This is a genomic window from Halomonas sp. DP8Y7-1, from assembly GCF_019801685.1.
GTDB lineage: Bacteria > Pseudomonadota > Gammaproteobacteria > Pseudomonadales > Halomonadaceae > Halomonas > Halomonas litopenaei_A.
The window spans coordinates 14,392-41,288 of sequence record NZ_JAHVIN010000012.1 but is presented as its reverse complement, the minus strand read 5'-3'; the positions used below and the strand labels follow the sequence as shown (position 1 = coordinate 41,288).

Annotated in this window: 21 protein-coding genes; 7 read left to right on the top strand and 14 right to left on the bottom strand. The window is 63.2% G+C overall.

The features are described from left to right. Nucleotides 1-60: 60 nt before the first annotated feature. The 3 genes from KUV41_RS14485 to KUV41_RS14475 all read right to left on the bottom strand — a co-directional run bounded on the left by KUV41_RS14485 (nucleotide 61) and on the right by KUV41_RS14475 (nucleotide 4,559). Nucleotides 61-2,259: a TRAP transporter permease gene (locus KUV41_RS14485; RefSeq protein WP_222486614.1), complete on the bottom strand. Its 2,199-nt coding sequence runs from the start codon at nucleotides 2,257-2,259 to the stop codon at nucleotides 61-63. A 95-nt stretch (nucleotides 2,260-2,354) separates the two neighbouring features. Further along, nucleotides 2,355-3,329: a TAXI family TRAP transporter solute-binding subunit gene (locus KUV41_RS14480; protein ID WP_222486613.1), complete on the bottom strand. Its 975-nt coding sequence runs from the start codon at nucleotides 3,327-3,329 to the stop codon at nucleotides 2,355-2,357. Nucleotides 3,330-3,494: 165 nt separating this feature from the next. Next, entirely contained in the window at nucleotides 3,495-4,559 is a 1,065-nt protein-coding gene (locus KUV41_RS14475) for a tartrate dehydrogenase (protein WP_206936919.1), read from the bottom strand. A 125-nt stretch (nucleotides 4,560-4,684) separates the two neighbouring features. Between KUV41_RS14475 and KUV41_RS14470 the strand changes: the two genes are divergently transcribed. Then, on the top strand, nucleotides 4,685-5,587 hold the full coding sequence (locus KUV41_RS14470) for a LysR family transcriptional regulator (RefSeq protein ID WP_206936918.1): 903 nt from the start codon (nucleotides 4,685-4,687) through the stop codon (nucleotides 5,585-5,587). Between the two features lie 9 nt (nucleotides 5,588-5,596). Here KUV41_RS14470 and KUV41_RS14465 read toward each other — a convergent pair whose 3' ends face one another. Then, nucleotides 5,597-6,772: an NAD(P)/FAD-dependent oxidoreductase gene (locus tag KUV41_RS14465; RefSeq protein WP_222486612.1), complete on the bottom strand. Its 1,176-nt coding sequence runs from the start codon at nucleotides 6,770-6,772 to the stop codon at nucleotides 5,597-5,599. A 330-nt stretch (nucleotides 6,773-7,102) separates the two neighbouring features. Between KUV41_RS14465 and KUV41_RS14460 the strand changes: the two genes are divergently transcribed. Next, a complete protein-coding gene (locus tag KUV41_RS14460; protein WP_222486611.1) occupies nucleotides 7,103-8,269 on the top strand; it encodes an efflux RND transporter periplasmic adaptor subunit in 1,167 nt (388 codons plus the stop codon). Then, a complete protein-coding gene (locus KUV41_RS14455) occupies nucleotides 8,269-11,382 on the top strand; it encodes an efflux RND transporter permease subunit (protein ID WP_222486610.1) in 3,114 nt (1,037 codons plus the stop codon). The genes KUV41_RS14460 and KUV41_RS14455 overlap by 1 nt, the downstream gene beginning before the upstream one ends. Before the next feature lie 105 nt (nucleotides 11,383-11,487). On the opposite strand, the gene KUV41_RS14450 is transcribed toward KUV41_RS14455, so the two are convergent. Together KUV41_RS14450 and KUV41_RS14445 are read right to left on the bottom strand one after the other, a co-directional pair. Beyond that, nucleotides 11,488-11,937, bottom strand: coding sequence for a VOC family protein (locus KUV41_RS14450; protein ID WP_242520547.1), 450 nt, complete (start codon nucleotides 11,935-11,937; stop codon nucleotides 11,488-11,490). A 201-nt stretch (nucleotides 11,938-12,138) separates the two neighbouring features. Continuing rightward, a complete protein-coding gene (locus tag KUV41_RS14445) occupies nucleotides 12,139-12,657 on the bottom strand; it encodes a hypothetical protein (protein ID WP_222486609.1) in 519 nt (172 codons plus the stop codon). Between the two features lie 232 nt (nucleotides 12,658-12,889). Here KUV41_RS14445 and KUV41_RS14440 point away from each other — a divergent pair, with 232 nt between their 5' ends. Then, nucleotides 12,890-13,321: an STAS/SEC14 domain-containing protein gene (locus tag KUV41_RS14440; protein WP_222486608.1), complete on the top strand. Its 432-nt coding sequence runs from the start codon at nucleotides 12,890-12,892 to the stop codon at nucleotides 13,319-13,321. Between the two features lie 135 nt (nucleotides 13,322-13,456). Here KUV41_RS14440 and KUV41_RS14435 read toward each other — a convergent pair whose 3' ends face one another. From KUV41_RS14435 to KUV41_RS14405, 7 genes are all read right to left on the bottom strand, one after another. Beyond that, a complete protein-coding gene (locus tag KUV41_RS14435; RefSeq protein WP_222162934.1) occupies nucleotides 13,457-14,617 on the bottom strand; it encodes an alpha-hydroxy acid oxidase in 1,161 nt (386 codons plus the stop codon). A 23-nt stretch (nucleotides 14,618-14,640) separates the two neighbouring features. After that, nucleotides 14,641-15,636 (bottom strand): 2-hydroxyacid dehydrogenase, encoded by a 996-nt coding sequence (locus KUV41_RS14430; protein ID WP_222486607.1) that lies wholly within the window; start codon nucleotides 15,634-15,636, stop codon nucleotides 14,641-14,643. Nucleotides 15,637-15,710: 74 nt separating this feature from the next. Further along, nucleotides 15,711-16,649 carry a dihydrodipicolinate synthase family protein gene (locus KUV41_RS14425; protein WP_222486606.1) on the bottom strand — a complete coding sequence of 313 codons (939 nt, stop codon included), beginning with the start codon at nucleotides 16,647-16,649 and terminating at the stop codon, nucleotides 15,711-15,713. Nucleotides 16,650-16,763: 114 nt separating this feature from the next. After that, nucleotides 16,764-17,885 carry a mandelate racemase/muconate lactonizing enzyme family protein gene (locus KUV41_RS14420; protein ID WP_222486605.1) on the bottom strand — a complete coding sequence of 374 codons (1,122 nt, stop codon included), beginning with the start codon at nucleotides 17,883-17,885 and terminating at the stop codon, nucleotides 16,764-16,766. A 211-nt stretch (nucleotides 17,886-18,096) separates the two neighbouring features. Beyond that, nucleotides 18,097-19,614: a tripartite tricarboxylate transporter permease gene (locus tag KUV41_RS14415; RefSeq protein WP_261396064.1), complete on the bottom strand. Its 1,518-nt coding sequence runs from the start codon at nucleotides 19,612-19,614 to the stop codon at nucleotides 18,097-18,099. A 77-nt stretch (nucleotides 19,615-19,691) separates the two neighbouring features. Continuing rightward, on the bottom strand, nucleotides 19,692-20,270 hold the full coding sequence (locus tag KUV41_RS14410) for a tripartite tricarboxylate transporter TctB family protein (RefSeq protein WP_222486604.1): 579 nt from the start codon (nucleotides 20,268-20,270) through the stop codon (nucleotides 19,692-19,694). Between the two features lie 60 nt (nucleotides 20,271-20,330). Continuing rightward, nucleotides 20,331-21,302, bottom strand: a complete 972-nt coding sequence (locus KUV41_RS14405) for a tripartite tricarboxylate transporter substrate binding protein (RefSeq protein WP_206936900.1) — start codon at nucleotides 21,300-21,302, stop codon at nucleotides 20,331-20,333. Nucleotides 21,303-21,641: 339 nt separating this feature from the next. Here KUV41_RS14405 and KUV41_RS14400 point away from each other — a divergent pair, with 339 nt between their 5' ends. Together KUV41_RS14400 and KUV41_RS14395 are read left to right on the top strand one after the other, a co-directional pair. After that, nucleotides 21,642-23,417, top strand: a complete 1,776-nt coding sequence (locus tag KUV41_RS14400) for an IlvD/Edd family dehydratase (protein WP_222485646.1) — start codon at nucleotides 21,642-21,644, stop codon at nucleotides 23,415-23,417. A 104-nt stretch (nucleotides 23,418-23,521) separates the two neighbouring features. Then, nucleotides 23,522-24,214: a GntR family transcriptional regulator gene (locus tag KUV41_RS14395; RefSeq protein WP_222486603.1), complete on the top strand. Its 693-nt coding sequence runs from the start codon at nucleotides 23,522-23,524 to the stop codon at nucleotides 24,212-24,214. 52 nt (nucleotides 24,215-24,266) lie between these two features. Here KUV41_RS14395 and KUV41_RS14390 read toward each other — a convergent pair whose 3' ends face one another. Continuing rightward, a complete protein-coding gene (locus tag KUV41_RS14390) occupies nucleotides 24,267-24,944 on the bottom strand; it encodes a GntR family transcriptional regulator (RefSeq protein ID WP_222162927.1) in 678 nt (225 codons plus the stop codon). A gap of 364 nt (nucleotides 24,945-25,308) precedes the next feature. Here KUV41_RS14390 and KUV41_RS14385 point away from each other — a divergent pair, with 364 nt between their 5' ends. After that, nucleotides 25,309-26,811 carry a Na+/H+ antiporter NhaC family protein gene (locus tag KUV41_RS14385; protein WP_222486602.1) on the top strand — a complete coding sequence of 501 codons (1,503 nt, stop codon included), beginning with the start codon at nucleotides 25,309-25,311 and terminating at the stop codon, nucleotides 26,809-26,811. Nucleotides 26,812-26,897: the final 86 nt, after the last annotated feature.

Sequence of the window (26,897 nt, the reverse complement as noted above, 5' to 3'; positions counted from 1 at the left end):
CAGGTATCGCTGCGCCCTGTCTTCGCTGCCTTGCCGTTCTTGACAGGGCAGCGTAGCGACTCAGGAGGGCAGCGTGCCGGCGCTCTTGTGGCGCCAGCGTTGGACGCCCCAGATCGTCGCACCAAGCCCCAGCCCCACCAGGTCGGTCACCAGTCCGCCGGCAATCATCGCCAGGGCAGCGACACCCAGCACCAGTCTTGCCGCCAGGCCCACAGGTGCGGCCAGGAAGTAGCCCTGAAGCGCCGCCGCCAGCAGATAGATACCGATACTGGCGGTGACCGCCACCCGGACGATCTCCCACCAGGCTCCCTGCATCAGCAGCGCAGGGCTGTAGAAGAACATGAAAGGCACGATAAAGGCGGCCAGGCCGAACTTGAATGAGGTGGCCGCGGTCTTCAGCGCATTGGTGTTGGAAATCGCCGCTGCGGCATAACCGGCCAGCGCGACTGGCGGCGTGATCGCCGACAACACCGCGTAGTAGAACACGAAGAAATGGGACACCAGCGGCGAGATGCCAATCTGCTGAAGCCCTGGTGCCACCACCGAGGCGGCCACCGCGTACGCTGCCGTGGTGGGCATGCCCATGCCCAGCAGGATCGAGATGCACATGGCGAAGAACAGCGCCAGGAAATGGCTGGTATCGGCAATTCCCAGCAGCATGGACGCAAAGCGCGCGCCCACCCCGGTCAGCGAGATGACGCCGACGATAATCCCGGCGCAGGCACACACCGCGATCAACGGCACCGACATCCGCGCGCCCAGCTCCAGCGCCCTGAGCAAGGCCTTCGGCCCCATCCAGTGCGGCGTCAGCCAGGACACCACGGCGGCGCTGACCATGGCCAGCGTGCCTGCTCGGATGACCGAATACCCCATGAACAGCGTGGCGATCAGGATGATGATCGGCAGGAACAGGTAGACCCGCTTGACCATCTCCCCCACCTGGGGCAGCTGCTCCCTGAGCAGGCCCTGCATGCCATCCCGGCGCGCTTCCAGATCCACCATCAGGTAGATGGCGAGGAAGTACAACGCCGCCGGAATCAGCGCGGCAAAGGCAATCTCGGTATACGGGATACCGGTAATCTCCGCCATGATAAAGGCCCCGGCCCCCATGATCGGCGGCACGATCTGGCCACCGGTGGAGGCCGCCGCCTCGATTCCTCCGGCACTCAGCGGGTGATAGCCAACCCGCTTCATCAGCGGAATGGTCAGCGACCCGGTCGCCACCACATTACCGGCAGAGGTGCCGTTGATCATGCCCATCAGTCCCGAGGCAAAGACGGCTACCTTGGCGGGCCCACCCCTGGAGCGCCCGGCCATGGCAAAGGCAAAGTTGACGAAGTAGTCGCCCACCTTGGACGCCTGCAAGAAGGCGGCAAAGGTGATGAACAGAATGATGTAGGTCGACGATACCGCCGTGGTCGGCCCAAGCACCCCACTGTCGGTGTACAGATAAGTGAAGAAGCGCTTGGCGGTGTAGCCGTCGTGGGCCAGGATGCCGGGCAGGTAGGGGCCGGCGAAGGCATAGACCAGAAAGACGCTGGTGATGACGATCAGCGCCAGTCCCGCGATACGCCGCGTAAGCTCCATGATCAGCAGGATACCGCTGGCCGCGACCAGCCACTCAGCGGTGCCGACCAGCGGTGTGCCCGCCGCCATGCGCCAACGGCCCAGGACAAAGATCAGGTAAGCGGCCACCACCAGTGCCGACACCATCAACGCCAGATCCGGCCAGTGAATCCGGTCCCCTCGACTGCTCGGCGCGCGGCAGAAGGCCCAGCTTGCGAGCACGCCGAGCGTACTGGCAAGCGTCAGCGAGACGGCCAGATGCATCGGTAAAGCAGGATGAAAGGCGGCGCCACGGGCATCGCTGAGTCCCCACAGCACCAGGGCACAACCCGCCGCATATAGGCTCGCTGCCAGGGTCAGCGTGGCCATCGCCCGCTCGGCACCAGACGGCCGGCGCGCTCCGCTTGTCACCGCATCAGGGTCTACCGACATTGCCGCGGTGATCGCGAACCCCACCAGCAGACCGCCTGCCACGTGAAGAATGCGAAAGGTCCAGGTTTCGATCGGCGCAATGTTCAGCGCATAGAGGTGCATCGCCGTAAACAGCACGCACCCCAGCATCACCGTCCGGCCGACCAGGCCGTCAAGCACGCGCTCATTATGGGCACGGGGCAGGTCATCGGCGCCCTCAGCCACCACCGTGTGCGGAGGAGCCACCTCGCCAGCGGGCTCCGCTTGTCTTGTCGTGGTCATGTTAGTCGTCCCTCAGATCACCAACGCCGAGACCCATCCAGGGCCTCGGCGCAAGGGCATCAAGGCCAGCCGCTACATCGGCCGGCCCATGCGCATCAGCCTTCCAGGTTGTCCGGGATGTCGTAGCCGTTTTCCTCGAACCAACGCACCGCTCCCGGGTGCCAGGGCATGAAGCTGTTCTGGGAAACGTTCTCCGGCAGGGTTTCCTTGGCCGAGCCGTGCACCTTGAGCATGCGCTCGTGCTCTTCCATCACCGTCTTTGTCACCTCATACACCAGCCCTTCGGGCATGTCCTTGTGGGTGATGGCAAAGTTCCAGATCGACACGGCTGGGGTCGGTTGTTCCAGCGACTGATAGGCACTCGCCGGAATCGACGAGGCGCTTAACGCAGGGAAGTCCTCCAGGAACTGCGCGCTTTCCTCCGGGGAGAACGAGAAGATATTGACGTCGGCTTGCGCCTCGAGCTGACTGAACGCGGAAACCGGTATACCGGAAGCGAAGGCAAAGGCATCGAGCAGGCCATCCTGGACCTGCCCCGCCTGATCAGCGGCGCCGCCATTGCGGGTGTCGACCTCGATACCCAGCTTGTCGAAGATCTGCGGGAAGTAGAGATCACCGGTTCCACCGGCAGGCCCGATGCCGATGGTCTTGCCGTCCAGGTCGGCGACGGAGTCGATACCCGAATCCTTGAGCGCAATGACCTGCAGTGCGGTCTGGTACATCGGGAAGACCGCCCGCACGTCGGTGTGCTCGACTCCTGGCGCCAGCTGGCTGTTGCCTTGCCAGGCCTGATAGGCGGGCCCCATGGTGACCATGCCGAACTCATGCTCGCCCATCTGCACCATGGTGTCGTTCTGCACCGGGCCACCGGTGACCTCGGCACCAAACGAAATGCCCGTGCGCTCGCCGACCAGGTTGCCCCAGCCGCTACCGTAGATGTAATAGGTGGCACCCTGGCTGCCGGTACCGATGGTGACGCTCTGCGGCCAGTCTGCCGAGTCGTCGGAGGCGAAGACCGGGCTGGCGGCGGCAGCGATCAGTGCGCTGACAATAAGCGGTGTGGTGTTCATGGCGTTGCTCCTCGATATTGTGATTGTTGCTGACAAGCCTCTTGCTGGGCTTGTGGAGCGGAGAGCCGATGATGTCCGGCTCCCCAGAGACTCACGCAGGTGGACATGACGCTGCGCGAGTCACGTCATCGCCCCCCGACGCCACGGCACCAGGGGGAGTCAGGCTTATCCCTGGGCTTCAATATCTGCACAGATGGCGGCGGTCACGTCTCGGGTAGTGGCGTCACCGCCCAGATCCCTGGTCTGCATGCCGGAGGCTGTCAGTCGTTCGATGGCTGCCATCAGGCGTTCTGCGGCAGTGGTTTCGCCGAGGTGTTCAAGCATCATCGCGGCCGTCCAGAACGACCCCACCGGGTTGGCAATGCCTTGGCCTGCGATATCAAAGGCGGAGCCGTGGATCGGCTCGAACATCGATGGAAAGTTGCGTTCCGGGTTCAGGTTGGCGGTCGGGGCGATGCCCAGACTGCCGGACAGCGCCGCCGCCAGATCAGACAGAATGTCAGCGTGCAGGTTGGTGGCCACCACCACGTCCAGGGTCTCAGGCTTGAGCACCATGCGGGTGGTCACCGCATCCACCAGCTCCCGGTCGATCTCGACCTCGGGAAAGTCCTTGGCCACTTCGAAAAACAGCTGGTCCCAAAGCACCATGCCGTGACGCTGGGCATTGGACTTGGTCACCAGCGTCAGCTTCTTGCGCGGGCGGCTCTGGGCCAGCTCGAAGGCAAAGCGATGGATACGCTCGATGCCCTTGCGCGAAAAGATGGAGAGCTCAGTGCCAATCTCGTCAGGTAACCCCTGATGCACCCGGCCGCCGTTGCCGGAATACTCACCCTCACTGTTTTCACGGACGATCACCCAGTCGATCTTGTCGGCGCCTTGCAGGCGACTCTTGACCCCCGGCAGCACTCTGGCCGGGCGCACATTGGCGTACTGATCGAACCCTTGGCAGATCGCCAGGCGCAGCTCCCACAGTGACACGTGGTCGGGCACGTCTTCGCTGCCCACAGCGCCGAAATAGATGGCATCGAAGCCCTTCAGACGCTCCAGTCCACCGTCGGGAATGTACTGCCCCTGCTCCAGGTAGCGCTTGGAGCTCCAGTCAAAGTCTTCAAATTCGAAGCCGAAGTCGCCACTTTTCTTGGCCAGAGCCTGCAGTACTTGCTTGCCCGCTTCGATGACTTCCAGCCCGATCCCATCGCCGGGCATGATCGCTACCTTGTGTGTTCTCATTTGTCTTGGACCTCGTTGACTTACCAGAAAACCTGGTCATTGATGGTGTCAACGAAGGCTAAGTGACAGCAGGAAATAGCGGCAATAGACTGGCGGTTGAAGCTACCTTGACCCTAGGGTTAACCATGAAATCCATTGCCGATCTCGAATTCTTTGTCTACCTGTGCGAAGCCGGCAGCCTGTCCCGCGCCGCCAAGGACCTGGATATCACTCCCGCTGCGGCCAGCAAGCGATTGGCAAACATGGAGAAAGCGCTGGAGACTCAGCTGTTTTATCGCACCCCGCGTGCGATGAGTGTGACGCCGGATGGGGTGGTGATGCTGCGCTATGCCAAGCGAATGCTGGCGGATATGGCATCACTACAACGCGCCCTGAAGGTCAATTCCGACGACACCTCGGGACAGATTCGGATCAACGCGCCTTTCGGTTTTGGCCGCCGACATATCGCCCCTTTTGTTGCGACGTTTGTCGAACAATATCCCGGTATCGACTGCCAGCTTCAGCTATCGGACCACCCGCTCAACCTGGTGGCCAATGCCTTTGATATCGGCATTCGCTTCGGCAGCCTGCCTGACTCAGGACTGCATGCCCGCAAGATCGCCTCACATCGCCGCCTGCTGTGCGCCTCGCCAGCCTATCTGGACCGACACGGCCATCCCCGAACACCGGAGGAACTCAGCGATCACAACTGCATCGTGCTCAGGCAGAACGACGACACCTACGGCAACTGGCGCTTTACCCGCGGCGAGCGCCACCATCAGATCAAGGTCCGCGGCAACCTGTCCGCCAACGACGGTGAGAGTGTCCTGACCTGGGCGATGCGCGGACACGGCATCGCCGTAAGGGCAGAGTGGGACGTGCACGAGCATCTGGCACAGGGACGACTGGTACAGGTACTGCCCGACTATCAGCTCCCCAACGCCGACATCTACGCCGTCTATCCCTACGCCGACCACCTGCCCACCCGCATTCGTCGCTTTATCGACCACCTGGTCAGCGAGATGGAAGCTCTGCCCTGTGCTACTTGAGCTGATTGCCTACAGCGACTGCCCGCAGGCGACGGCACTGGCCCATGCCCACTGGAAGTTGTAGCCGCCAAGCTCGCCGGTCACATCCAGGACCTCACCGATAAAGCGCAGCTGCGGCAGGCCCTGGACCTCGAAGGTCTTCGAGGAGATGGCGTCGACCGCCACGCCCCCCATGGTAACTTCCGCAGTGCGCCAGCCTTCGGTGCCGGCGGGCTTGATGCGCCAGCGGTTGAGGGATTCGGCCCAGGACGCGAGGCTTGCGTTGGAACGCTCGGCCAGCACGCCATCATCCCCGTGCCACTCCACCAGCGCCTGAGCCAGGCGCTTCGGGTAGCGCTCGGACAGCCAGGTCGACAGGCGCCGCTTCGGCGTCTCTCGGCGGGCGACACACAGCGCCTCAAAGGCGTCTTCACCGGGGAGCAGGTCAATCTCTAGGTCATCGCCGGGCTGCCAATAGCTTGATATCTGCAGCATGGCAGGGCCCGACAGCCCGCGATGGGTGAACAGCAGCGGCTCGCGGTACTCGCCACCGCGACAGCGGGCGACGACATCCGTCGACAGACCCGACAGCGCCGAAGCCCGCTCCTTCCATTGCGATGTCAGGGTGAACGGCACCAGGGCCGCCCGAGTCTCGGTGACCTCAAGCCCAAACTGGCGGGCGATATCGTAGCCAAAGCCACTGGCACCCATGGTCGGAATCGACAGGCCTCCTGTGGCGATGACCACGGCTCCCGCCTCGATGCGTCCGGCCGAGGTCGTCAGGCGCATGCCTTCCCCCTGGCGTTCGATGCGCTCGACGCGGGTCTTCAAGCACAGCTCGACACCGGCCCAGTCACACTCGGTCAACAGCACGTTGAGCAGATCCTTGGCGGAGTCGGCGCAGAACAGCTGGCCGGGGGCCTTTTCCACGTACTCCAGACCGTGCCGCTCCACCAGCTCGACAAAATGGTCGGGGCGATAGCGCTTGAGAGCCGAAATGCAAAAGTGCGGGTTCGCGGAAAAGAAGTTGGCAGCGGAGGTCGCCATATTGGTGAAGTTGCAGCGGCCGCCGCCTGACATCAGGATTTTCTTGCCCGGCTTGTTGGCGTGATCGATCACCATGACCGAGCGACCGGCGTAGCCGGCCGTGAGCGCACACATTAGCCCCGCGGCACCCGCGCCAATGATGACCACATCCACCTTCATCCGACTGCTCCCCACACCCTGGCAAAGCCGCCAATACTAGCAAACAGTGCGCCATGAATCGCCCAGCTTCGACGGCCTGACGTCACGCTCTGCCGTCTCGCGGGTGAAACGGGCGTGTGCAACGCTCTGTTGTTATCCGGCGAACGACTTGCGAAAACAATGTGCAAGTGCACCAGGCTCGGGCTATCAACGCCATGTCTCCGGCATGCTGTCGCTATACTCGGACATTCTGTCACTCAAGGTGACCCACCCGTTTCGTTGTCACGCTCCGCCGAAGGGCTGCCGGGTGTCGACGCCGCTGCTTCGCCCATGTTTATCAGGACGATTACCATGCCACTACGCTTACCACGGTCACCTTTCTTGCCGAAAACTGCATCACGGCACCGGAAAGGCTGCCTGGCATGGGCCAACGCCCTGCTCCCGGCGCTCGCTCTCTTTGCTACCCCCTCCCACGCTCAGCAGCCCCCCGGAGCCACACCCCAAGGACCGCCGCCGACCCCGATCATCGCTGCAGAAGTGGTGCTAGACGACTGGTCAGACCCGCTGGAATCTCTGGGCACGCTGTCCGCCAATGAAAGTGTCACCCTATCGGCCACGGTGACGGACACGGTGTCGGCGATCAATTTCGAGGGCGGTGAGGAAGTCAGCCAGGGCGATATTCTGGTGGAGCTATCCGATACCGAAGAGCGTGCGGCCCTGCGCGAGGCCGAGGCCTTGCGTACCGAGCGCCAGAACGCAGTCAACCGGTTCGCCCAACTGCAAAGCCGCAACCTGGCGCCGCGAGCCGATGTAGAAGACAGTCGTGCCCAGCTGCAGCAGGTGGATGCCACCATCGCCGGGTTCGAAGCCATGCTCGACAACTACCGCGTCCGCGCGCCCTTCGACGGAGTGGTCGGGGTACGCGATATCAGCGTGGGTACCCTGGTCACGCCGGGCACCGAGCTGACCACCCTCGACGACATCTCGCGCATGAAGCTCGACTTCGACGTTCCTGAGGTGCAGCTGGGGTCGCTATCGCGTGGTCTTAGTCTGTCCGCCACGACCGCCGCCTATCCAGAGCGTGTATTCGAGGGCGAGATCGCCACCATCGATTCTCGAGTGGACCCGGTGAGTCGCAGCATCACCGTGCGTGCTCTGCTCGACAACGACGAACGCCTGCTGCGGCCAGGAATGCTGATGCGTGTGACCATTGCCCGAAGCCCCCGCCAGGCGCTGGTCATTCCCGAGTCGGCCCTGGTCCCCGAAGGCCAGCGCCAGCGGGTCTGGGTGTTGCCCTCACGGGAGGACAGCGACGTGGTGCAGCGAGATATCGAAGTTGGCTCTCGCCGCGAGGGCGACGTCGAGGTCATCGACGGACTCGAGGCTGGAGAGCTGGTCGTGACCCACGGCAACGATCGACTGCACGAGGCTTCCCGGGTCGAGCTGATCGGCATCGAGGACGAGACCACCAGCGTCAGCGACATCCTGCTTGAGCAGCGCCAGGAGGGCGACCGCTGATGCGCCTGTCCGATGTGTCCGTCCAGCGACCGGTGCTGGCCACCGTCATGGCCGCGCTGATTGTCGCCTTTGGCCTGCTTGCCCTGACCCGCCTGCCGCTGCAGGAATATCCCACCATCGACCCGCCCATCGTCAGCATTCGCACCGCTTACCCTGGCGCCTCAGCCGATGTGGTCGAGACCCGCATTACCCAAGTACTGGAGGAGCGTATCGCCGGCATCGCCGGGATCGAGGTCATTTCTTCTACCTCCACCGACGGCAATTCGAACATCAACGTCGAGTTCAGCCTGTCCACCGATATCGACGCCGCCGCCAACGACATGCGCGACCGGATCTCTGGCGCCGCCGACAACTTGCCCGATGAAGCCGACCCACCGGAGGTGCGCAAGGAAGACACCAGCTCCGAGGTGGTGATGTGGCTGATGCTGTCTGGCGAGGGCTACACCACGGCAGAGCTGACCGACTACGCCGAACGCTATCTGGTGGACAGCTTTTCTGTCCAGGAAGGCGTGTCCGGGGTGTTCGTCGGCGGCGCCAAGGAATACGCCATGCGGGTGTGGCTCGACAACGATGCCCTGGCCGCCCGCGGGCTGACCGTCAGCGACGTGGAGTCGGCCCTGCGGGCAGAAAACGTGGAGCTGCCCGGGGGCGCGGTGGAATCCCAGGACCGCCAGTTCATGGTACGCCTGCCGCGCAGCTTCTCGACCCCGGAAGACTTCCGTGCGCTGGTGCTGGACCGCGGCGAAGGCGGCTACCTGGTCAGGCTGTCCGATGTCGCCCGGGTAGAGCTTGGCACCGTGGAGGAGCGCTCGCTGTTTCGCGGCAACGGCAACACGGTGGTGGGGCTCGGCATGGTCAAGCAGTCCACCGCCAACGTCATGGCCCTGTCCAGTGCCGTGCGCGCCGAGATGGAGCGCCTCTCCCCTCGCCTGCCCGATGGCATGAGCCTGTCGCTCAACTATGACGCCTCGACCTTCGTTTCCGGCGCCATCCGCGAGGTGGTCAGTACCCTGTTGATCGCCATTGGCCTGGTGGTGGTGGCGATTTTCGTGTTTCTCGGCAACCTGCGCACCACCCTGGTCCCTGCGGTCACCGTGCCGGTCACCCTGATCGGCACCTTCGCGGCCCTGGCCGCCATGGGCTTTACCATCAACCTGCTGACGTTGCTCGCCCTAGTGCTGGCCATCGGCCTGGTGGTGGACGACGCCATCGTAGTGCTCGAGAACATCCACAGGCGCATGCACCTGTACGGCGAAACGCCCTTGGTGGCTGCCTTCCGTGGCGCCCGCCAGCTGGCCTTTGCGGTGATTGCCACCAGCCTGGTGCTGATCGCCGTATTTGTGCCGCTGAGCTTCATTCAGGGAGACGTCGGCAAGCTGTTCACCGAATTTGCCCTGACACTGTCGGCGGCGGTGGCCATTTCCACCCTACTGGCGCTGACCCTGACACCGATGATGGCCTCCAAGATCCTGTCATCGAGTCTCCACGAAGGGCGCCTGGCTCACCTTGTCGATCAAGGCTTGCAGCGTGCCCAGGGGGTCTATCGGCGCTGCCTCGAGGCGGTCCTGAAAGCGCGCTGGCTGGTGGTGGCCTGCTTCGTCGCCATGCTCGCCGGCATCGCCTGGCTCTACCCCCAGCTACCCGCCGAGTACACGCCCAGAGAGGACCGCGGCACCTTCTTCGTCATCATCAGCGGTCCCCCTGGCGCCACCTTCTCCTATATGGAGGACTACATGGACGAGGTGGAGGCCCGACTGCTTCCGCTGCGCGACAGTGGAGAAGTCGAGCGCGTGTTGATCATCGCCCCCCAGGGCCGCGGCAATACCGAGAACTTCAATTCCGGCTTCAGCATCGTTGGCCTGTCGGACTGGGCCGAACGACGCCCCGCCTGGCCGATCATGAATGAAGTTCGCCAATCCCTGGCAGAACTGCCAGGCATTCGTGCCTTCCCGGTCATGCGCCAAGGCTTCGGTGGGGGTACCGAACAGGGCCTGCAGTTCGTGCTGGGCGGCGGCAGCTATGAACAGCTGGCCACCTGGCGCGATGCATTGATGGACCATATCCGCCAGACCAACCCCAACCTGCTCAATCTGGAAAGTGACTACGAGGAGAATCAGCCCCAGCTCAACGTCAATATCGACTACACCCGGGCGGCGGACCTTGGCGTCACCGTCAGCGAGATTGGCCGCACCCTGGAGACCCTGCTCGGCGGGCGCACAGTGACCCGTTTCACCGATCAGGGCGAGGAGTACGACGTTATCCTCGAGGGTGAACGCGGGTCCAACCCTACCCCCAGTTCACTGGACAACGTGCGGGTGCGCTCCGATCGCAGCGGCGAGCTGATTCCGCTCTCAAGTCTGGTCACCGTGGAAGCCTTCGCCGGCCCCAGCCAGCTCAATCGCTACAACCGGCTGCGTGCGGTGACGCTTCAGGCCGACCTGGCCGACGGTTACTCCATGGGCGAGGCCCTCGACTATCTCGAAAATGCCGTCAACGAGGTGCTGCCAGCGGGCGTACAGACCGACGTCAAAGGGGCGGCCCGTGACTATCGGGAGTCCACGGGCGCGACCACTTTCCTGCTGGTGCTCGGGACGCTGGTGGTATTCCTGGTCCTGGCGGCCCAGTTCGAAAGCTTTATCCACCCCCTGGTGATCATGCTGACGGTACCGCTGGCCATCGGCGGCGCCCTGCTCGGACTGTGGCTGACGGGACAGTCCCTCAATATCTACAGTCAGGTAGGGCTGGTCATGCTGGTGGGGCTGGCCGCCAAGAACGGTATCCTGATCGTCGAATTCGCCAATCAGCTGAGAGATGAAGGCATCGCCTTCCGTGAAGCGCTGATGCGAGCCGCCATGACCCGCCTGCGGCCCATCGTGATGACCTCGGTGACCACCATCGCCGGCAGCGTACCGCTGATCCTGTCCAGCGGCGCCGGCGCCGAGACCCGAATGGTCATCGGCACGGTGATCTTCACCGGCGTCGCCGCAGCCACTTTCTTTACGCTGTTCGTGGTACCGGTGGCCTACGACCTGATGGCACGGCGCACCGGGTCTCCCGGGGATGTGGCGCGCAAGCTGGAGCGCGAAATGGAACAGTCGCCGGAAGCCCACTGAAGCAGAGCGTCACAGGCCCGCTTGCTCAAGACAGCCGGCCAGGCGTTCCAGGGCATCGACACCCTGGATATCAGTGGGCAGCCAGGGCACCCGGGGACGCGGCATTCACGGACCCGGTTTGCCGGATGGGCCTGGCCAGAAAGAGGGATGATGGGCCACTTCCCAGAGGTGTCCGTCGGGGTCGGCAAAGTAGCCCGAGTAGCCTCCCCAGACCACCTGTTGACCCGGTTTGAGCAGCGTGCCGCCCGCTGCTTTGGCCTGGGCCAGCACCGCATTCACCTCATCAATGTCGCGAGCCATATAGGCCAGGGTCACGCCACGAAAGCCCTCGCCACCGGCATTGACCATCACATCCTCGGCAAGCGCGTTCCAGCCATAGAGGGCCAGCCACGTGCCTTGCAGGGTGAAGAAAGCTATCTTGGCGTCATCTTCCTCTAGACGTGGCCAACATAGTCCGTGCTGATAAAACTCGATGGCACGATCAAGCGATTGGACCCCGAGGGTAATCAGCCCGATACGTGGCTCCGGTGGGCGGGGTTCGACCTTTGGCATCATTCGACTCTCCATTGCTGACGCGTTACACGCCATGCTGAGAGCCTAGACGGGAAACCTTGCATGCTGGATGCGTAAACACCCGCCGTGCCGAAATGACACAGCGGGTATCTGTCGGGTATCGGTGTGGTTCAGTTATTCGCCGTCTGGCTAGGCCATTCTGTGTGGCCCCGCCGGCGGCCTGGCTGGGTGCGGGAAACAGGCTCAGCCTTCAACGACCAGGGTGTAGTCCAGGGTCGGGTTAAGCGGGCAGGAATAGACGTACTCTCCGGGCTCCAGGCTGATGGCAAAATCCTTGGTCTGTCCGGCGGCCAACCCGCCCCCTGATACGCTGGGCAGACGCGCACGGTTGACCAGCCCATCCCCGCGCAGCCAGAAGCCCAGTTCGTAGGGGACACCTTCGTTCTTGACCCGAAAGACGTAGTCGCCGGGGAGCAGGTGGATCACCTTGGACGCGGCCAGACGTGCCTCGCCCGTCTCATCATTAAAGGCCTCGCAGTCAGCCTTGCTGCGCGGTTGGACACCATGGTGGGTGCCGTTTTCGCTTTCCAGGAATTGACAGCCCACCTGGGTCAGCTCGATCACCCTGGGAGGCGCGGCGTGAGACTCAGCGGCCTGGGCGGGAGCCGTCCAGCCGATCGTCCCGGCCAACCCGAGCGCCAACGCCCAACTCGCCCACCACCCCCTGTTGCCGCCGTGAACACTGATTGCCCGAGCTTGCATAAAGGCCACCCTCGTTTGCATGATGATGAAGGCGAGGCAAGAGGCCTTCGCCCTGCTCCATCGTCGTCGCCAACCGACCAAGAGGCCTTACAGGTACAACGTCAGGCCTTTCCAACGTGAGCCCGCGCAGCGCCCGTCGCGGCCAGCAGCGACTATGCTGAACATGGTGCTCCAGGTTTGTTCCCGCGACCTGGCGACGCGCCCCCACCGTCCCCCGACAAGGAGATTTCCGATGCTCGAGCAGATTCCACATCCCGCTGATCATGTGGTGGCCATCCGTGCCGGTGGCACCGTGACCGCTCAGGAACTGCAGCAGGCCATCGACCTCATCGAAGCCGCCAAGAAGCGCTGCCCCAAGGTCAGCATGGTGGCCGAGCTTGATGACCTGCGTTGGATGACGCTGACCGCGCTGCTGCGAGACCTTGGCTACGGGCTGACGCAGATTGGGGAGCTCGACCACTATCATCGCGCCGCCGTGATCACCGACAAGGAGTGGATCAAGCACGTCGCCCATCTGGAAGATCGGCTGGTGAAGAAGATCGAGATCCGCACCTTTTCACACAAGGAGCGGGACGCCGCCATGGCCTGGGTCGCTGCGCTGCCGCCAGGCGCTGACTCAGCAAGCGAGGATGAGCCGGAACGAGATGGCTATCACGGCGCCTGACGGCCCGGCTCCCGACACCAGCTCCGTGCCTACTCGAGATAGCAGGCAGAACGGACAGGGGCGCTCAGCCGAGCGCCCCTGTCGCTGTATCTGTATCGCTACGCCTTCCCGCCGACTACAGGAACAATCTCCTATTCAGCCGCTCTTTCTCAATGAGTGGAGCCCCAGCTGGTCGAGCCGGGTGATGCCGAGCAGCGCCATGTTGCGCTCGATTTCCTCGCTCAACAGGCGTGTGGCGTGGGCCACACCAGCATGTCCTGCGACGCTGGCGGCGTAGTTGTAGGGGCGGCCGATAAAGACAAAGTCAGCCCCCAGCGCCAGTGCTTTCAGCACCTGGCCACCGCGCCGAAAGCTGCCATCGATCATAACCGGGATAGCGCCCTCGGTCGCCTCGAGCACTTCAGGAAGCATGGTCAGGGGCGCCACCGTGGCATCCAGCTGGCGCCCACCATGATTGGAAACGATCAGCCCATCGGCACCGATGTCCCGCGCCCGACGCGCATCATCGGGATGCAGAATCCCCTTGACCACCAGTTTGCCCGGAAAGCGCGAGCGCACGTGCTCCAGGGTCGACCAGTCGAGATGACGACGCCCGGCAAAATCACGGGCCGCATGCTTGGCCAGTACCGGTACGCCACGGGTGGCAAAGTTGTTTTCAAAGTGAGGCACGCCATGGCGATACAGCGTTCGCAGGAAGGTGCCGAACAGCCAGCGAGGCCGCGTCACCCCATCCCAGGCGAGCCTGACACTGGGCTTCAAGGGGCTGGAGAAGCCCGCTCTGCGGTGGTTTTCAGGATTGGGCGGCACCGCATAGTCCACCGTGACCACCAGACGGGTATAGCCCGCCTGTATGACCCGATCAAGCAAGGCGTCGATGCCTTCCAGGGTGCCTGGCAGATAGGCCTGGAACCACTCGGCACCGTGTGACTCGGCGAGCGCTTCCATGGGAATCAGGGACGAGCCGCTGACAATCATCGGAATCCCTGCTCGGCGGGCTTCATCGGCCAGCACCCGGTCACCCTGATAGGCAGTCAGGGCACTGATGCCCATCGGGGCAATCCCGAAGGGCTGGGCATAGCGCTGTCCCAGCAACTCCACTTCGGTGGAGGTCGTCGAGACATTCACCAGCGCTCGCGGCAGCCACTGATAACGATCGAAGGCCTCGCGACTGGCACGCGCCGTGGCACCCTCTTCCGCGACGCTGGCCACATAGCCAAACAGCGGACGCGGCAAGTGACGACGGGCCACCCGCTCGAAGTCATCAAGGCTGTAGATGTCATCGAGACACCGCTTCATTCGCTCTCTCCCTTCCTTGTTATTCACCGAGGGTCGTCGGCCAGGACACCGCCATTGACCGCGTCCACCTCTCCGCGTCCCGTCAGAGCATTGATCAGATTGGCGACCGCGCGCCCAGCCATGGCGGCACGCGTCTCATGGGTCGCCGAGCCAATGTGCGGCAACACCACCACATTGTCCATTCGGCATAGGGGTGAGTCGGGGTTCAGCGGCTCCTGTTCAAACACATCCAGCCCAGCCGCGCGAATCACGCCACGCCGCAGCGCATCGATCAACGCCTGCTCGTCCACCACCTTGCCCCTGGCCACATTGATCAAGGCGGCCGATGGCTGCATGCGCGCCAGCGCGGCGGCGTCGATCAGGTGGTGGGTGTCCTCCCGATACGGGACGCTCAAGCAGACGATATCGGCACGCGCCAGCAGCTCGTCCAGCGAGCAACGCTCGGCCCCCAGCTGCTGCTCCAGAGACGGCTTGGGGGTGGACGCGGCATACAGGACCGGCATGTTGAACCCCAGCGCGGCGCGCCTGGCAATGGCCGCCCCGATACGTCCGGCGCCAACAATGCCCAGCACCTTACCGTGCACGTCATGGCCGAAATGCTGGGGTCCAACATGGTTCTGCCAGCGCCCCTCGCGCACCATGCAGGACAGCTCCACCAGCCGCCGCTGGGTGGCCATGATCAGGGCGAACGCTGTATCCGCGGTGGTTTCCGTCAGCACATCCGGCGTGTTGCAAAGCAGGATACCGCGACGATTCATCGCCGCCAGCGGCAGATTGTCGTAACCCACCGAAATGGTCGACACCACCTTCAGCTGCGGTGCGCGCTCGAGTGCTGCGTCATCCAGCTCCAGCTTGCCGCCAATCAGGCCATGAGCCCTGGCCAGCGCGGCGTCATACTCGGCACGATTGCCGTCATGCAGCTCATCAAAGTAGTCGACCTGGGCCACCGCCTGCAGCGCGGCCAGGTGCGCCTCGCTCAATCTGCGCAGGGCCACAATCCTGAGGTCGTGTTGTGCCATAGTACGTGACTTAGTACGTGTCTTAGTACGTGCCATCGTGCTTGCCATGCTGATGCCCTCGTTCACCCATCCTGTTAGTGGGACACATCTTTGCCTTCCGGCATGCTGAACCCCTGAGCCTCGAGCGCTGCCAGCAAGGACTGCCGGCGCTGGCTATCCAGCTCGACCAGCGGCGGCCGCAGCCGGTGCCAGTCGTCGACACCCGAGAAGCTCGCCTTGGCGGCCTTCATGGCGGGAATCACCGGGTAGCTTTCGAACAGATCACGCACCTGGTTGAGGCCAGCCTGACGCTGGTCGGCGTCGGCGTCTTGCCACGCACCGGCAAGCGCTGCGATGGCCGCGGGGTTGACGTTGGCCGTGGCACTGATGCAGCCGGCTCCCCCTGCCCGCAAGGTATCGAGCAGGAAACGTTCGCTGCCCGCATACACCTCGAAGCCGTCAGCGGCAAAGCGCTCGATCAGGTTCAGGGTATGAGCCCAGTCCCCACCGCTGTCCTTGATGCCAACCACGGTCTGTGGGAAGGCATCACGCAGACGTTCGATCAACCCCAGCGACAGCGGGACCTGCGCCACCGGCGGAATATGGTAGAGGTACACCTTCAAGCGGGAATCGCCGACCCGCTCGATGACTTCGGCGTAGTAACGAAACAGCCCTTCATCACTGACGCCCTTGTAGTAGAACGGGGGCAACATCAGCACCCCAGCGGCCCCCATCTGCACGGCATCACGGGTCAGCGCCACACTGTCATCGATGGCGCAGTGGCCTGTACCAGGCATCATCCGCGCCGGATTCAGCCCTGCTCGCTCCAGACGGCTCAAAAGGTCGCGCTTCTCGGTGACGCTCAGGGAGTTGGCCTCGGAGTTGGTGCCAAACACCGCCAGCCCCACACCGTGGGACTGGAGCCAACGACAGTGGTCGATCAGCCTCGGCGTATCCACGCTCAGCGACGATGTAAAGGGAGTAATGACCGGCGCCCAGGCGCTGCCCCGGCGTTCAGGGTGGTTCGCGTTCATGATGTGGATTCCTCACGCTGTACAGGGCGGCAGATTGACGACGTCACATGCCGCTATTCCATGGCTAGACCGTGCCTCAAGAGCTGCCTCAAGAACGGGCCTCAAGAACCGGTCTCACGACCATGGCTCGCTGGCGTAACGCTCCAGCGCATCGCGACAGAAGTTGAAGCCGAGCCCAGGGGTCTTGGGCAGCAGCAAATTGCCGTCGGCAAACTCCAGCTGGGTATCGACCAGGCGGCGGAAGTTGAGCACCTGATCGTCGGCAAAGAATTCCACCATGCGCGCGTTCGGCGCCGACGCCACCAGGTGGACATGCAAGTCATGGAACCAATGGGGATAGACATCGACGCCAAAGCTCGCCGCCGTCGCAGTGATTCGACGAAACTCGGTGATGCCGCCACAGACGGCGGCGTCGGTCTGCAGGATCATCGCCGCGTCCTGCTCCAGCAGCTCCTTGAAGCGCCACCGCCCGGCCTCGATCTCACCGGTGGCGACCGGCACCGGCGTCCGCTCTGCCAGACGGCGATGGTTGTCGATGTCATCAGGGCTGAACGGTTCCTCGATCCAGTAAGGGGCATAGGGCTCCGCCATGCGCATGAAGGCCAGCGCCGACGGCAGGTCTCGCCAGGCATTATTGGCATCGAGCATGACCGCCACGTTCGGCCCCACCGCTTCGCGCACCGCTGCCAGTCGGGCCTCCTCGCCGGCGAGATCATCGCGCCCCACCTTCATCTTCACCGCCTTGAAGCCCTGCGCCACATAGCCGGCCATCTCCTCGGCCAGCAAAGCGGGGGTCTTGCCCTCCAGATAATAGCCACCGCTGGCATAGGCCGGGACCGACTCGCTGTCGCTGGCCCCCAGATACTTGAACAGCGGCAGTCCAGCGGCACGGGCATTGCGGTCCCACAGTGCCGTATCCAGGATGCTGATGGCTCGCATCACCGAGCCACTTCGACCATGCAGCAACGACTCCTGATACATGGCCTGCCACACGCCTTCCGTGGCGTGGGCGTCGGCCCCCAACAGCACCGGCCTTAGCAACTCACGCACCGCCTGTGACACCAGTGCGCCGGCGTTATTGCCGCCGTAGCAAAAGCCGATACCCACCACTCCGTCATCGCCTTCGACCTCGACCAGTGCATAGTCACGCTTGAATACCTGGCGGTTGGAGAAACTGGTGGGGTGATCCAATGGAACGCTGACGGTACGAGCACGAACATCGGTAATACGGGTCATGGCGAACTCCTTGAGACATTGTTGTTGGATCTGTCTGTTTCGGGCGTGTCTATTTCAGACGTTTCTATGTCGGACGTGCCTATTTCAAACGTGTCTATTTCAAACGTGGGTCGATACCCGGCGATCCACCCTGGAGGATAAACGCCGGGGGTGGGCACTGTGCCCCGGCGCTCTAGCCGCACTCTAGCCGCGCTCTAGCCACGTTCTGGCGCTAGCCCGTGCGGCCCCGGCGTGAGGCGCCGGTCAGTCGTCCCCGCAGCCAGCGGAAGAAGGGCGTTGCCTGGAGGATCGACAGCACCGCGATACCCAGCAGCACCATGGCGATGGGACTGTTGAGGAAAATCACGGGACTGTTTTGACCAATCAGCATCGACTGCTGAAAGCTGGTTTCCATTACCGGCCCCAGGATCATGCCAATGACCATCGGAGCTGGCGAGATACCGGCCTTGTTCATCCAGTAGCCGAACAGCCCGAACCCCAGCATCAGCCCTACCTCGAACAGACTGTTGTTGATCGCGAAGGCGCCGATCACGCAGAGCGTGATGATGGCGCAGGCGACGAAGCTGTCCGGCACCTTGGTCACGCCCACGCAGACACGGGTGAAAGCCAGGCCGACCGCCAGCAGGCCCACATTGGCCAGAATCACCGCCCAGATCAGGGTGTAGGTCACGTCGCCGTAGTCGGTCAGCAGGTTGGGGCCCGGCAGAATGCCCTGGACCATCAGCGCGCCGAGCAGAATCGCGGTGGAAGAACTGCCTGGAATGCCCAGGGCGATGGTGGGAATCAGAGCACCGCCGACAACGGCGTTGTTGGCGGACTCCGGGGCCGCGACCCCCGCGATGTCACCCTTGCCGAAACGGCTCTTGTCCTTGGCGAAGCGCTTGGCCTCGTTGTAGGCAAACCAGCTGGCGGTATCGCCCCCCGTGCCGGGGATCAAGCCGGTCACGATCCCGATACCGCCTGAGCGCAGAATGTTCGGCATCAATTGGCGCAGCTCCCTGAACCGCGGTACCAGACGGTCGGTGATCTTGCTTGCCACCTTATCGTTGTCGTGGGCGTTCTCCAGCAGGATCAATGCCTGGGGAATCGAGAACAGCCCAATCAGCGCCACCGTGAACTCGATGCCTGAAAACAGGTTGATGTTGCCGAAGGTCATGCGTGGGGTGCCGGTGATCAGGTCCATGCCCACGGTACTGAGCAGAAGCCCCATCACCCCCGACAGCAGGCCGCTGACGATGGAGCCCTGGGACAAGGAACCAATGATGGTGATGCCAAGCACGGCAATGGCAAACAGCTCGACCGGGCCGAACTTGAGCACCAGCACGCCGAGCAGCGGTGCCGCCGTCAACAGCGCGACGCCGCTCATCAAGCCCCCGAAGAAGGAGGCAAACAGCGAAATCCCCAGCGCCTTGCCCGCTTGCCCCTGCTGGGACAGCGGAAATCCGTCCAGCACGGTCGCGGCAGCCGAAGGGGTGCCAGGGGTACGCAGCAAGATGGCGGCGATGGAGCCACCGTAGGAGGCACCGACGTACAACGAGGCCAGCATGCTAAGCCCGGTCGCCGGGTCCATGGTAAAGGTCAGTGGCAGTAACAAGGCCAATGCCATGGTGGCGGACAGCCCAGGCATGGCGCCGACAAACAGCCCCAGCAAGGTACCGCCGAGGATCAGTGACACATTGGTCAGGGTGAGCACATTGCTCAACCCCACCATGACGAGATTTTCGTTCATAGGGTCAGGCTCCAGGTTCGCTCAGATGCGCTGAAGGCTCCGGCGAAGCGGATCACATTGGCAGGACACTATCCGGCTCATGACAGCGACGGCAGCAGCGGCACGGGCAGGCCCAGAAAGCCGATGAACACCAGGCACACCACCGTGATCAGCGCCGCGATACCAATCAGACTGAAGCGCAGCGATACGTGGCGGACCAGGACCAGCGCCAGGCCCATGAAGGCCGCCGTCGCGATCACGTAGCCCAGATAGTTGATGGCCTGGACGTAAACGACAGCCAGCGCGAACACCATCAGCGCCTTGACCGGCTTGGCGGGCGGTGTCTGGGTCTGGGTCTGGGTCTGGGTCTGAGCAAGGCCCGCGGAATCGATAGCGTCGGCGGTATCAGCTTCACCTGGTACGGCGGCGGGGTCATGGGCCTTCACATCTCGCAACTGACTGCCTTCTCGCGTCGGTCGATGACTGGCCTCGGCGGTCCTTGCCCTCCTGGCTCCGAGCACTTCCTGAGCGATCATCGCCAAAGCGAAGGCTGCCACCACCACTGCGTAGATCAGCGGCATTCTTGCCGCAGCGCTGGGATATCCCAGCGAGGTGACGCCAAACAGCGCTGCAACACCGAGCGCCAGTAGGCCAAACAGCAGACGGCTAAGTTTCATCTTGTCTTCTCCCGATGATGTCGAGGTGGGAGAGGCGCTCGACCTCTCCCACCCCTGCCATCAACCGTTGACGTCATCCTTGACGCTGGCCCAGATCTGCTCGAACTGACCTTCCATCTCCTCGATCATCCGCTGGTAGTCGTCACCGGTCTGGATATCCAGGTTCATGGCGCGCTCCTCGGCGACCTGCTTGAACTCGTCGTTGGTCTTGAGCGCCTCGAAGGCATCGATCAGCTGCTGGCGTGCCTCGTCGGGAATACCGGCGGGCGCGCTGTAGCCTCGCGACGACCCGGCCACCACCTCGATGCCCTTCTCGCTCAGGGTGGGCACATCCGGCAGCATCGACAGACGTTCACGAGAGAACACGGCCAGCGGACGCAGGCTGCCAGACTGGATATGCCCGTAGACGTTGCCAAGATTGTTGAAACTGGCGTCGATCTGCCCGCCCATGGCCGCCGTGGCCGATGGGCCATCGCCCTGGAAGGGCACCTTCTGGAAGCTCAGCCCGGTGGCCTGCTCGATCAGAATGGTCGAGAAAAAGTCGTCTCCACCAACACCGGAATTGCCGACCGTGATGGCGCCGGGACTCTGCTCAGCGGCGGCGAGAAAGTCCTCGACGCTCTGGTAGGGGCTGTCGGCCGGCACCACGATGATGCCGGGGTCGGTCACGACGTTGGCGATGGGCGTCAGCTCATCAATCGAATAGGTGATGCTGTCGTTCATGATGTAGTTGGTCATCAGCATCGGCGTATTGGTGATACTGATGGTCGTGCCGTCGGCCTCGGTCTGCTTGGCCAGACGCGTCCAGGCGATGGCCCCGGTCGCCCCCGGCAGATACTCGTTGACGAAGTCGACCCCGAGCTGCTCGCGCAGGAAAGGCTGCGTCAACTGGGCCAGGGCATCGCTCCCCCCGCCCGCCTTGAAGCCCTGAAGTACCTTGATCTCGTCGCCGGCGGAATAGTCCGCCATGGCGGCGCCAGGCAAGAGCAGGGTCGAGAGGAGAATGGCGGCGTATGCTCCACGCTTGTTCATGGCTGCACCTCACGTGCTGTTGTCATTGTGTTGCGCTTGTAGTTGCGCTTGTTGTTGCGTGCGGTTCGATGTCGAGCTTTGGTCACGCCCTGGGGCGCTGGGTGTTATCGGGTCCGGCACCGAGCACATCGTGATTGCCAACATCAACGTAGTAGGTTGCCAATAAAATTGTCAATAATCTTGTTAACCATCTTTTCTCGTCCTAATCTTGCTGCAACGAGAGGCGGGAAGGACCAGTGACACCCTTCCCTGTCACCTCCCTTCGGGAGCGATAACAACGCCAAGGTAAACGGACGCTATCGCTCACCCGTCAGCACCCAGAACTGTGAGGACCCCACCATGAGCCAGGACTCCGACAACAACCACAAGAGTGCCACCCTGGGCATGTCCAACCGCTTGACCAATTATGGCGATGCCGACTTCTCGCTCTTCCTGCGCAAGGCCTTCATCAAGGGCATGGGCTACACCGACGACGCGCTGTCCCGGCCGGTCATCGGCATCGCCAATACCTACAGCGGCTACAACGCCTGCCACGGCAACGTCCCTGGGCTGGTCGAGAGCGTCAAGCGCGGGGTCATGCTGGCCGGAGGACTGCCCGTGGAGTTCCCCACCATTACCCTGCACGAGTCCTTTGCCCATCCCACCAGCATGTACTTGCGCAACCTGATGGCACTGGATACCGAGGAAATGATCCGCGCCCAACCGATGGACGCTGTCGTACTGATCGGTGGTTGTGACAAGACCGTGCCGGCCCAGTTGATGGCCGCCGCCAGCGCCGACATTCCCACAGTCCAGCTGGTAACCGGCCCGATGCTGTCCGGCTCCCATCGTGGCACTCGTGTCGGCGCCTGCACCGATTGCCGGCGTTACTGGGCGGCCTACCGTGGACAGGACATCGATGATGCGGAAATCAGCGAGGTGAACGACAAGCTGGTGCCGACGGTGGGGACCTGCTCGGTGATGGGGACCGCCAGTACCATGGCGTGTCTGGCCGAGACCATGGGCATGATGCTGCCCAATAGTGCGACCGCACCGGCGGTCTACGCTGACCGTCAGCGAATCGCGGAGCAGTCGGGGGCCGAGGCCGTGCGGCTCGCCAAGGAAGGCATCACGCCATCGCAGATTCTCACCCCCGAGGCCTTCGAGAATGCCCTGCGCGTGCTGCTGTCACTGGGTGGTTCGACCAATGCCCTGATTCACCTGACGGCCATTGCCGGACGTCTGGGCATCGACATCGATCTAGAGGCCTTCGATCAGATGAGCGCGCAGACCCCCGTGCTGGTGGACCTGAAGCCCTCTGGCGAGGGCTACATGGAAGACCTTCACCGGGCGGGTGGCTTGCCCACCTTGCTGCGTGAGCTGGGGCCGCTGCTGCACCTGGACGCACCGACCATCAACGGTCGTACGCTAGGCGAAAACATCGAGGCGGCCGTGCACCTGATCGATCAGCCGGTGGTTCGCCCTCGCTCGCGCCCCATCTATGCCCAGGGCGGCATCGCCGTCTTGCGCGGCAACCTCGCGCCCAGCGGCGCCATCATCAAGCAGTCTGCGGCGTCTGCCAGCCTGATGCAGCATCGCGGACGAGCGGTAGTGTTTCACTCGCTGGAAGACCTGGCCCAACGCATTGATGACCCTGAGCTCGACGTCAATCCGGACGACGTGCTGGTGCTGGCCAACATTGGCCCCAAGGGAGCGCCGGGAATGCCGGAGGCGGGCTATATACCGATTCCGAAAAAGCTTGCCGCCCAAGGGGTCAAGGACATGGTACGGATCTCCGACGGGCGCATGAGCGGCACCGCCGCCGGCACTATTGTCCTGCATGTGTCGCCGGAGGCTGCCGAGGGAGGCCCCCTTGGGCTGGTGCGCGATGGCGATATCATCACCCTCGACGTGGCCGCCAACCGGCTGTCGCTCGAGGTCGATGAGCAGACCCTGGAAAGCCGTCGTCGGCAGCACAGTCCAGCCGCTGCGGACACGGGCGCTTTGCTCGGCTATCGTCGGCTGTTCATGGAGCAGATCCTGCAGGCTGACCAGGGCTGTGATTTTGCCGTGTGTCGCCCTGAACTCCACTGTCGCGTGCCGCGCCGCAGTGCCCAGACACCTGACCAGCGGTGACAATGCCAGACCAGCGGTGAAGGCGCTCGCCGCTATTGGTAGACTAGACGAGCATCGTCCTCGCGCCGATGCTCGACCGCCACCACCATCGCAGGGGACGCGAGATGAGCCGATCTAGTGTGCAGGATGCTGACGACCTCGAGACTCGGCCCAGTGCCGCCAGTGTGGCTGAGGAGATAGTCGGCAGTGTAGAAGAAGACATTGTTCTGGGGCGCCTGCACCCGAAAGAACGTCTGGTGGAAGAGGATCTGATCGAACGCTTCGACTGCAAGCGGCATGTCGTGCGTCAGGCACTGTTCCAGCTCGAGGATATTGGACTGGTCGAGCGCATCCGCAATCGCGGCGCCTTCGTCAAGGCCTATACGCCGGAGGAAGTGGAACACCTCTACGCCATGCGCGAGATTCTTGAGCTGGCCGGCGTCGACGCCCTGCCCTTGCCGGCTCCGAGCTCATGGCTTGACGAGCTCAGCGAACTGCACCAGCGCTACAGCGCTGCGGTGGACGCGCAGGACCTGCGCCGTGTCTTTCACCTCAACATCGCCTTTCATCGGGCCCTGTTTGCCGCGACCGGCAATCCCTACCTGGCTGACACGATCAATGAATTCGCCCAGAAAGCACACGGCATTCGCTTTATCGCGATCGCCGATAGTGACAGTCTCTCCAGGGCGCGGCATGAGCACCAAGCGATGATCGACGCCATCCGCCGTCAAGATCGCGACGCCCTTCGCGAGCTGTGTCGCCAGCACCTGCTCCCGTCGAAAAATCGCTACCTTCAGCTGCATCCAACCCGCCGCTGACACTGGACCACTGGCCGTATTTCGGCGCTACCAGGGCGCTGCCTGGGCAATATCAGCGGGCAGCGCAGGCGCCCTTGGCCACTTCCCAGGACTGACGGATGTGGTCCTCCAGCAGATGCCGGGCATCATGAATGCGGCGCTCCAGCGCCAGCGTCACCAATTCACCGTGCTGGGCGTCCAGGCGCTCGCGAATCTCAGGATTGCCCGGGGCCAGACGGCGATAGCGGTCGAACTGATCGTGCAGTTGTTCAATGAAGCGAAGCAGCCAATGAGAGCCACAGGGCGCCAGCAAGGTGCGATGAAATCGCTGGTGGGCCTGCTCCCACTGTTCCACCTCGCCCTGAACCTTGTTGGCACGCGTCAGCCGGTGACTGGCGGCGAGCAGCTGTGACTCCCACTCCGCATCCCCTGCTTGAAACGCCTGAGTCAGCGCCATGCATTCCAGCTGCACCCGCAGCCTGGCGATGTCTTCAAGCTCATCCGCTGACAGCGGCGGCACGCGAAACCCCCGCTGATTGTGCTGTTCCAACAAACCGTAGGCGGCAAGCCGGTTCAACGCCTCCCGCAGGGGGCTCAAGCCCACCTCATAGCGGTCCTTCAGGGCGCTGATGGCGAGTTTCTCCCCGGCGGCAAAGCGACCGCGAATCAAATCCACCTTGAGGGCATGGAATACCTGGCTGGCGGCGGTCTCGCCGCTGGTGGCCGCCTCGGCCGGTTGGGACGTGGTCATGACAGGACTCGTGAAGGACAGAGATGCAGGGTACGTCGGCAATTGACGTTCGCCAAGCGCCGGGGCATAGTTTTTGCCGAAATATCGATTTTACCATCATATGACGATATTTCTTACATCAATTGCGACATCAACCAAGAAACATCAGAGATCGACCGCACGTCAGCCAGCCTTCGGCCACGCTTCAGGCGCCATCGTCCAGGCCGGACCAGACCTGGAGCCTTCGCGAACCTTCAGCAGGGACGGTCACCAGGCGGTGTGCGTGAAGAGAGCTGTCGTAAAGAGCGGCCGAAGGCTGTCTGAACGGCTCTCTCAACCGTCGATCTCGACAACACAACCATAACAACTTGCCTTGGAGCGCCCTATGTCCCAACTCCCCTCTTCAGCGGCTGAACGTGCCCCCTCCGCGGGAGGCCCTTCCCACCCCGAAGGCGCCCAGAAACCAGCGGTCTCCCTTTCTGGCCGTCGCCACGCGCTGCTGCTGGTAGCCGCCATCGGCAGCCTGCTGGTCGGCATCATGGGCCTCGGCATTCCCACGGCGGTGGCATTGATCGTCGCCGGCGCCATCGCCATGACCCTGTGCCTGATGTGGGGTATCGCCTGGTCACGCCTCGAAGCCGACCTGCTCAAGGGGATACAGGCGATGCTGATGCCTATCCTGATCCTGATGAGTGTCGGCATGATGGTGGGGGTCTGGATGCTGTCCGGCACCATCCCGGCCATGGTGACATTAGGCCTGGAGTCACTGACGCCGGGTTTGTTCCTGGTGGTAGCGTGTCTCTCGTGCTCCTTGATGTCGGTCATGGCCGGTACTTCCTGGGGCACCCTCAGCACCATCGGTGTGGCCTTGATGGGCGTCGCGCTGGGACTTGGTATTCCGCCAGCCTACGCCGCAGGAGCCATCGTCACCGGCACCTTCTTCGGCGACAAGCTGTCGCCCCTGTCGGACACCACCGTCATGGCCTCGGCGGTGTGCGAGGTCAACATCATCAGTCACATTCGCCACATGCTCTATTCGACCCTACCGGCGTACCTGATCGCCCTGGTCGTCTATGCATGGCTCGGCAATGGTGTCGCCGAAGCCGATGCGGCGATGACGACGGACGGCATGTCGGACCAGACCCAAGCCATCATCGACACCCTGGCCGCTACCTTCAGCGACAATCTACTCACACTGCTTCCGCCGCTGGTCGTGTTCGGCTGCATCCTGGCCAAGAAGCCGGTGCTGCCTGCCTTCATGCTGGGTATCGTCAGCGCTGCGCTGATCGCCGTGGTGTTGCAAGGCGCCAGCCTCGCCGAGATCGGTAGCGCCATGAACGCAGGGTTTGTTGCCGATACTGGCGTGGCGATGGTGGACAAGATGCTCTCTCGTGGGGGGCTGCAGGGCATGATGTCCACCGTGGCGGTGCTGATTGCGGCGGCGGTGCTGGGAGCACCGTTCAAGAGCGCCGGCACCCTGGACGCCGCCATTGCCTGGTTGGCCCGCCGCCACGCCGCGCGCCGCCAGGTATTGGGAGGATCGATGGCACTGCACAGCCTGGCCTTTCTGCTGACCGGCAGCTACTACGTGACATTCTCTCTGCTCGGCCCGCTGCTACGCCCCTTGGTCGCCAGCAGCGGCAGCCCTACCAAGAACCTGTCACGCATCCTCGAGGATACCGGTACCACGCTGTCGCCGCTGGTGCCCTGGGGTGTCACCGGGGCCTTTACCGCCGCCACCCTGGGCGTCGCCACGGCGGACTTCTTTGTCTACGCCATCCTCTGCTACGGCGCTATCGCCTTTTCCCTGCTGTATGTCCTGACCGGCTGGACCCTGGGCCACGACAGTGAAGAGCTCCCGCAACAGCAACCCGCTACCCTGCGCTGACAAGCGATAGCCCTGACGCCATAGCCCTGACGCCATAGCCCTGTTGCCATAGCCCTGTCGCCACCGCCCCTGCTGTCTTGCCCAGG

Coding starts and splice junctions, on each gene's coding strand:
- KUV41_RS14485 (WP_222486614.1), bottom strand. CDS start 2,259: ATGACCACGACAAGACAAGCGGAGCCCGCTGGCGAGGTGGCTCCTCCG.
- KUV41_RS14480 (WP_222486613.1), bottom strand. CDS start 3,329: ATGAACACCACACCGCTTATTGTCAGCGCACTGATCGCTGCCGCCGCC.
- KUV41_RS14475 (WP_206936919.1), bottom strand. CDS start 4,559: ATGAGAACACACAAGGTAGCGATCATGCCCGGCGATGGGATCGGGCTG.
- KUV41_RS14470 (WP_206936918.1), top strand. CDS start 4,685: ATGAAATCCATTGCCGATCTCGAATTCTTTGTCTACCTGTGCGAAGCC.
- KUV41_RS14465 (WP_222486612.1), bottom strand. CDS start 6,772: ATGAAGGTGGATGTGGTCATCATTGGCGCGGGTGCCGCGGGGCTAATG.
- KUV41_RS14460 (WP_222486611.1), top strand. CDS start 7,103: ATGCCACTACGCTTACCACGGTCACCTTTCTTGCCGAAAACTGCATCA.
- KUV41_RS14455 (WP_222486610.1), top strand. CDS start 8,269: ATGCGCCTGTCCGATGTGTCCGTCCAGCGACCGGTGCTGGCCACCGTC.
- KUV41_RS14450 (WP_242520547.1), bottom strand. CDS start 11,937: ATGATGCCAAAGGTCGAACCCCGCCCACCGGAGCCACGTATCGGGCTG.
- KUV41_RS14445 (WP_222486609.1), bottom strand. CDS start 12,657: ATGCAAGCTCGGGCAATCAGTGTTCACGGCGGCAACAGGGGGTGGTGG.
- KUV41_RS14440 (WP_222486608.1), top strand. CDS start 12,890: ATGCTCGAGCAGATTCCACATCCCGCTGATCATGTGGTGGCCATCCGT.
- KUV41_RS14435 (WP_222162934.1), bottom strand. CDS start 14,617: ATGAAGCGGTGTCTCGATGACATCTACAGCCTTGATGACTTCGAGCGG.
- KUV41_RS14430 (WP_222486607.1), bottom strand. CDS start 15,636: ATGGCACAACACGACCTCAGGATTGTGGCCCTGCGCAGATTGAGCGAG.
- KUV41_RS14425 (WP_222486606.1), bottom strand. CDS start 16,649: ATGAACGCGAACCACCCTGAACGCCGGGGCAGCGCCTGGGCGCCGGTC.
- KUV41_RS14420 (WP_222486605.1), bottom strand. CDS start 17,885: ATGACCCGTATTACCGATGTTCGTGCTCGTACCGTCAGCGTTCCATTG.
- KUV41_RS14415 (WP_261396064.1), bottom strand. CDS start 19,614: ATGAACGAAAATCTCGTCATGGTGGGGTTGAGCAATGTGCTCACCCTG.
- KUV41_RS14410 (WP_222486604.1), bottom strand. CDS start 20,270: ATGAAACTTAGCCGTCTGCTGTTTGGCCTACTGGCGCTCGGTGTTGCA.
- KUV41_RS14405 (WP_206936900.1), bottom strand. CDS start 21,302: ATGAACAAGCGTGGAGCATACGCCGCCATTCTCCTCTCGACCCTGCTC.
- KUV41_RS14400 (WP_222485646.1), top strand. CDS start 21,642: ATGAGCCAGGACTCCGACAACAACCACAAGAGTGCCACCCTGGGCATG.
- KUV41_RS14395 (WP_222486603.1), top strand. CDS start 23,522: ATGAGCCGATCTAGTGTGCAGGATGCTGACGACCTCGAGACTCGGCCC.
- KUV41_RS14390 (WP_222162927.1), bottom strand. CDS start 24,944: ATGACCACGTCCCAACCGGCCGAGGCGGCCACCAGCGGCGAGACCGCC.
- KUV41_RS14385 (WP_222486602.1), top strand. CDS start 25,309: ATGTCCCAACTCCCCTCTTCAGCGGCTGAACGTGCCCCCTCCGCGGGA.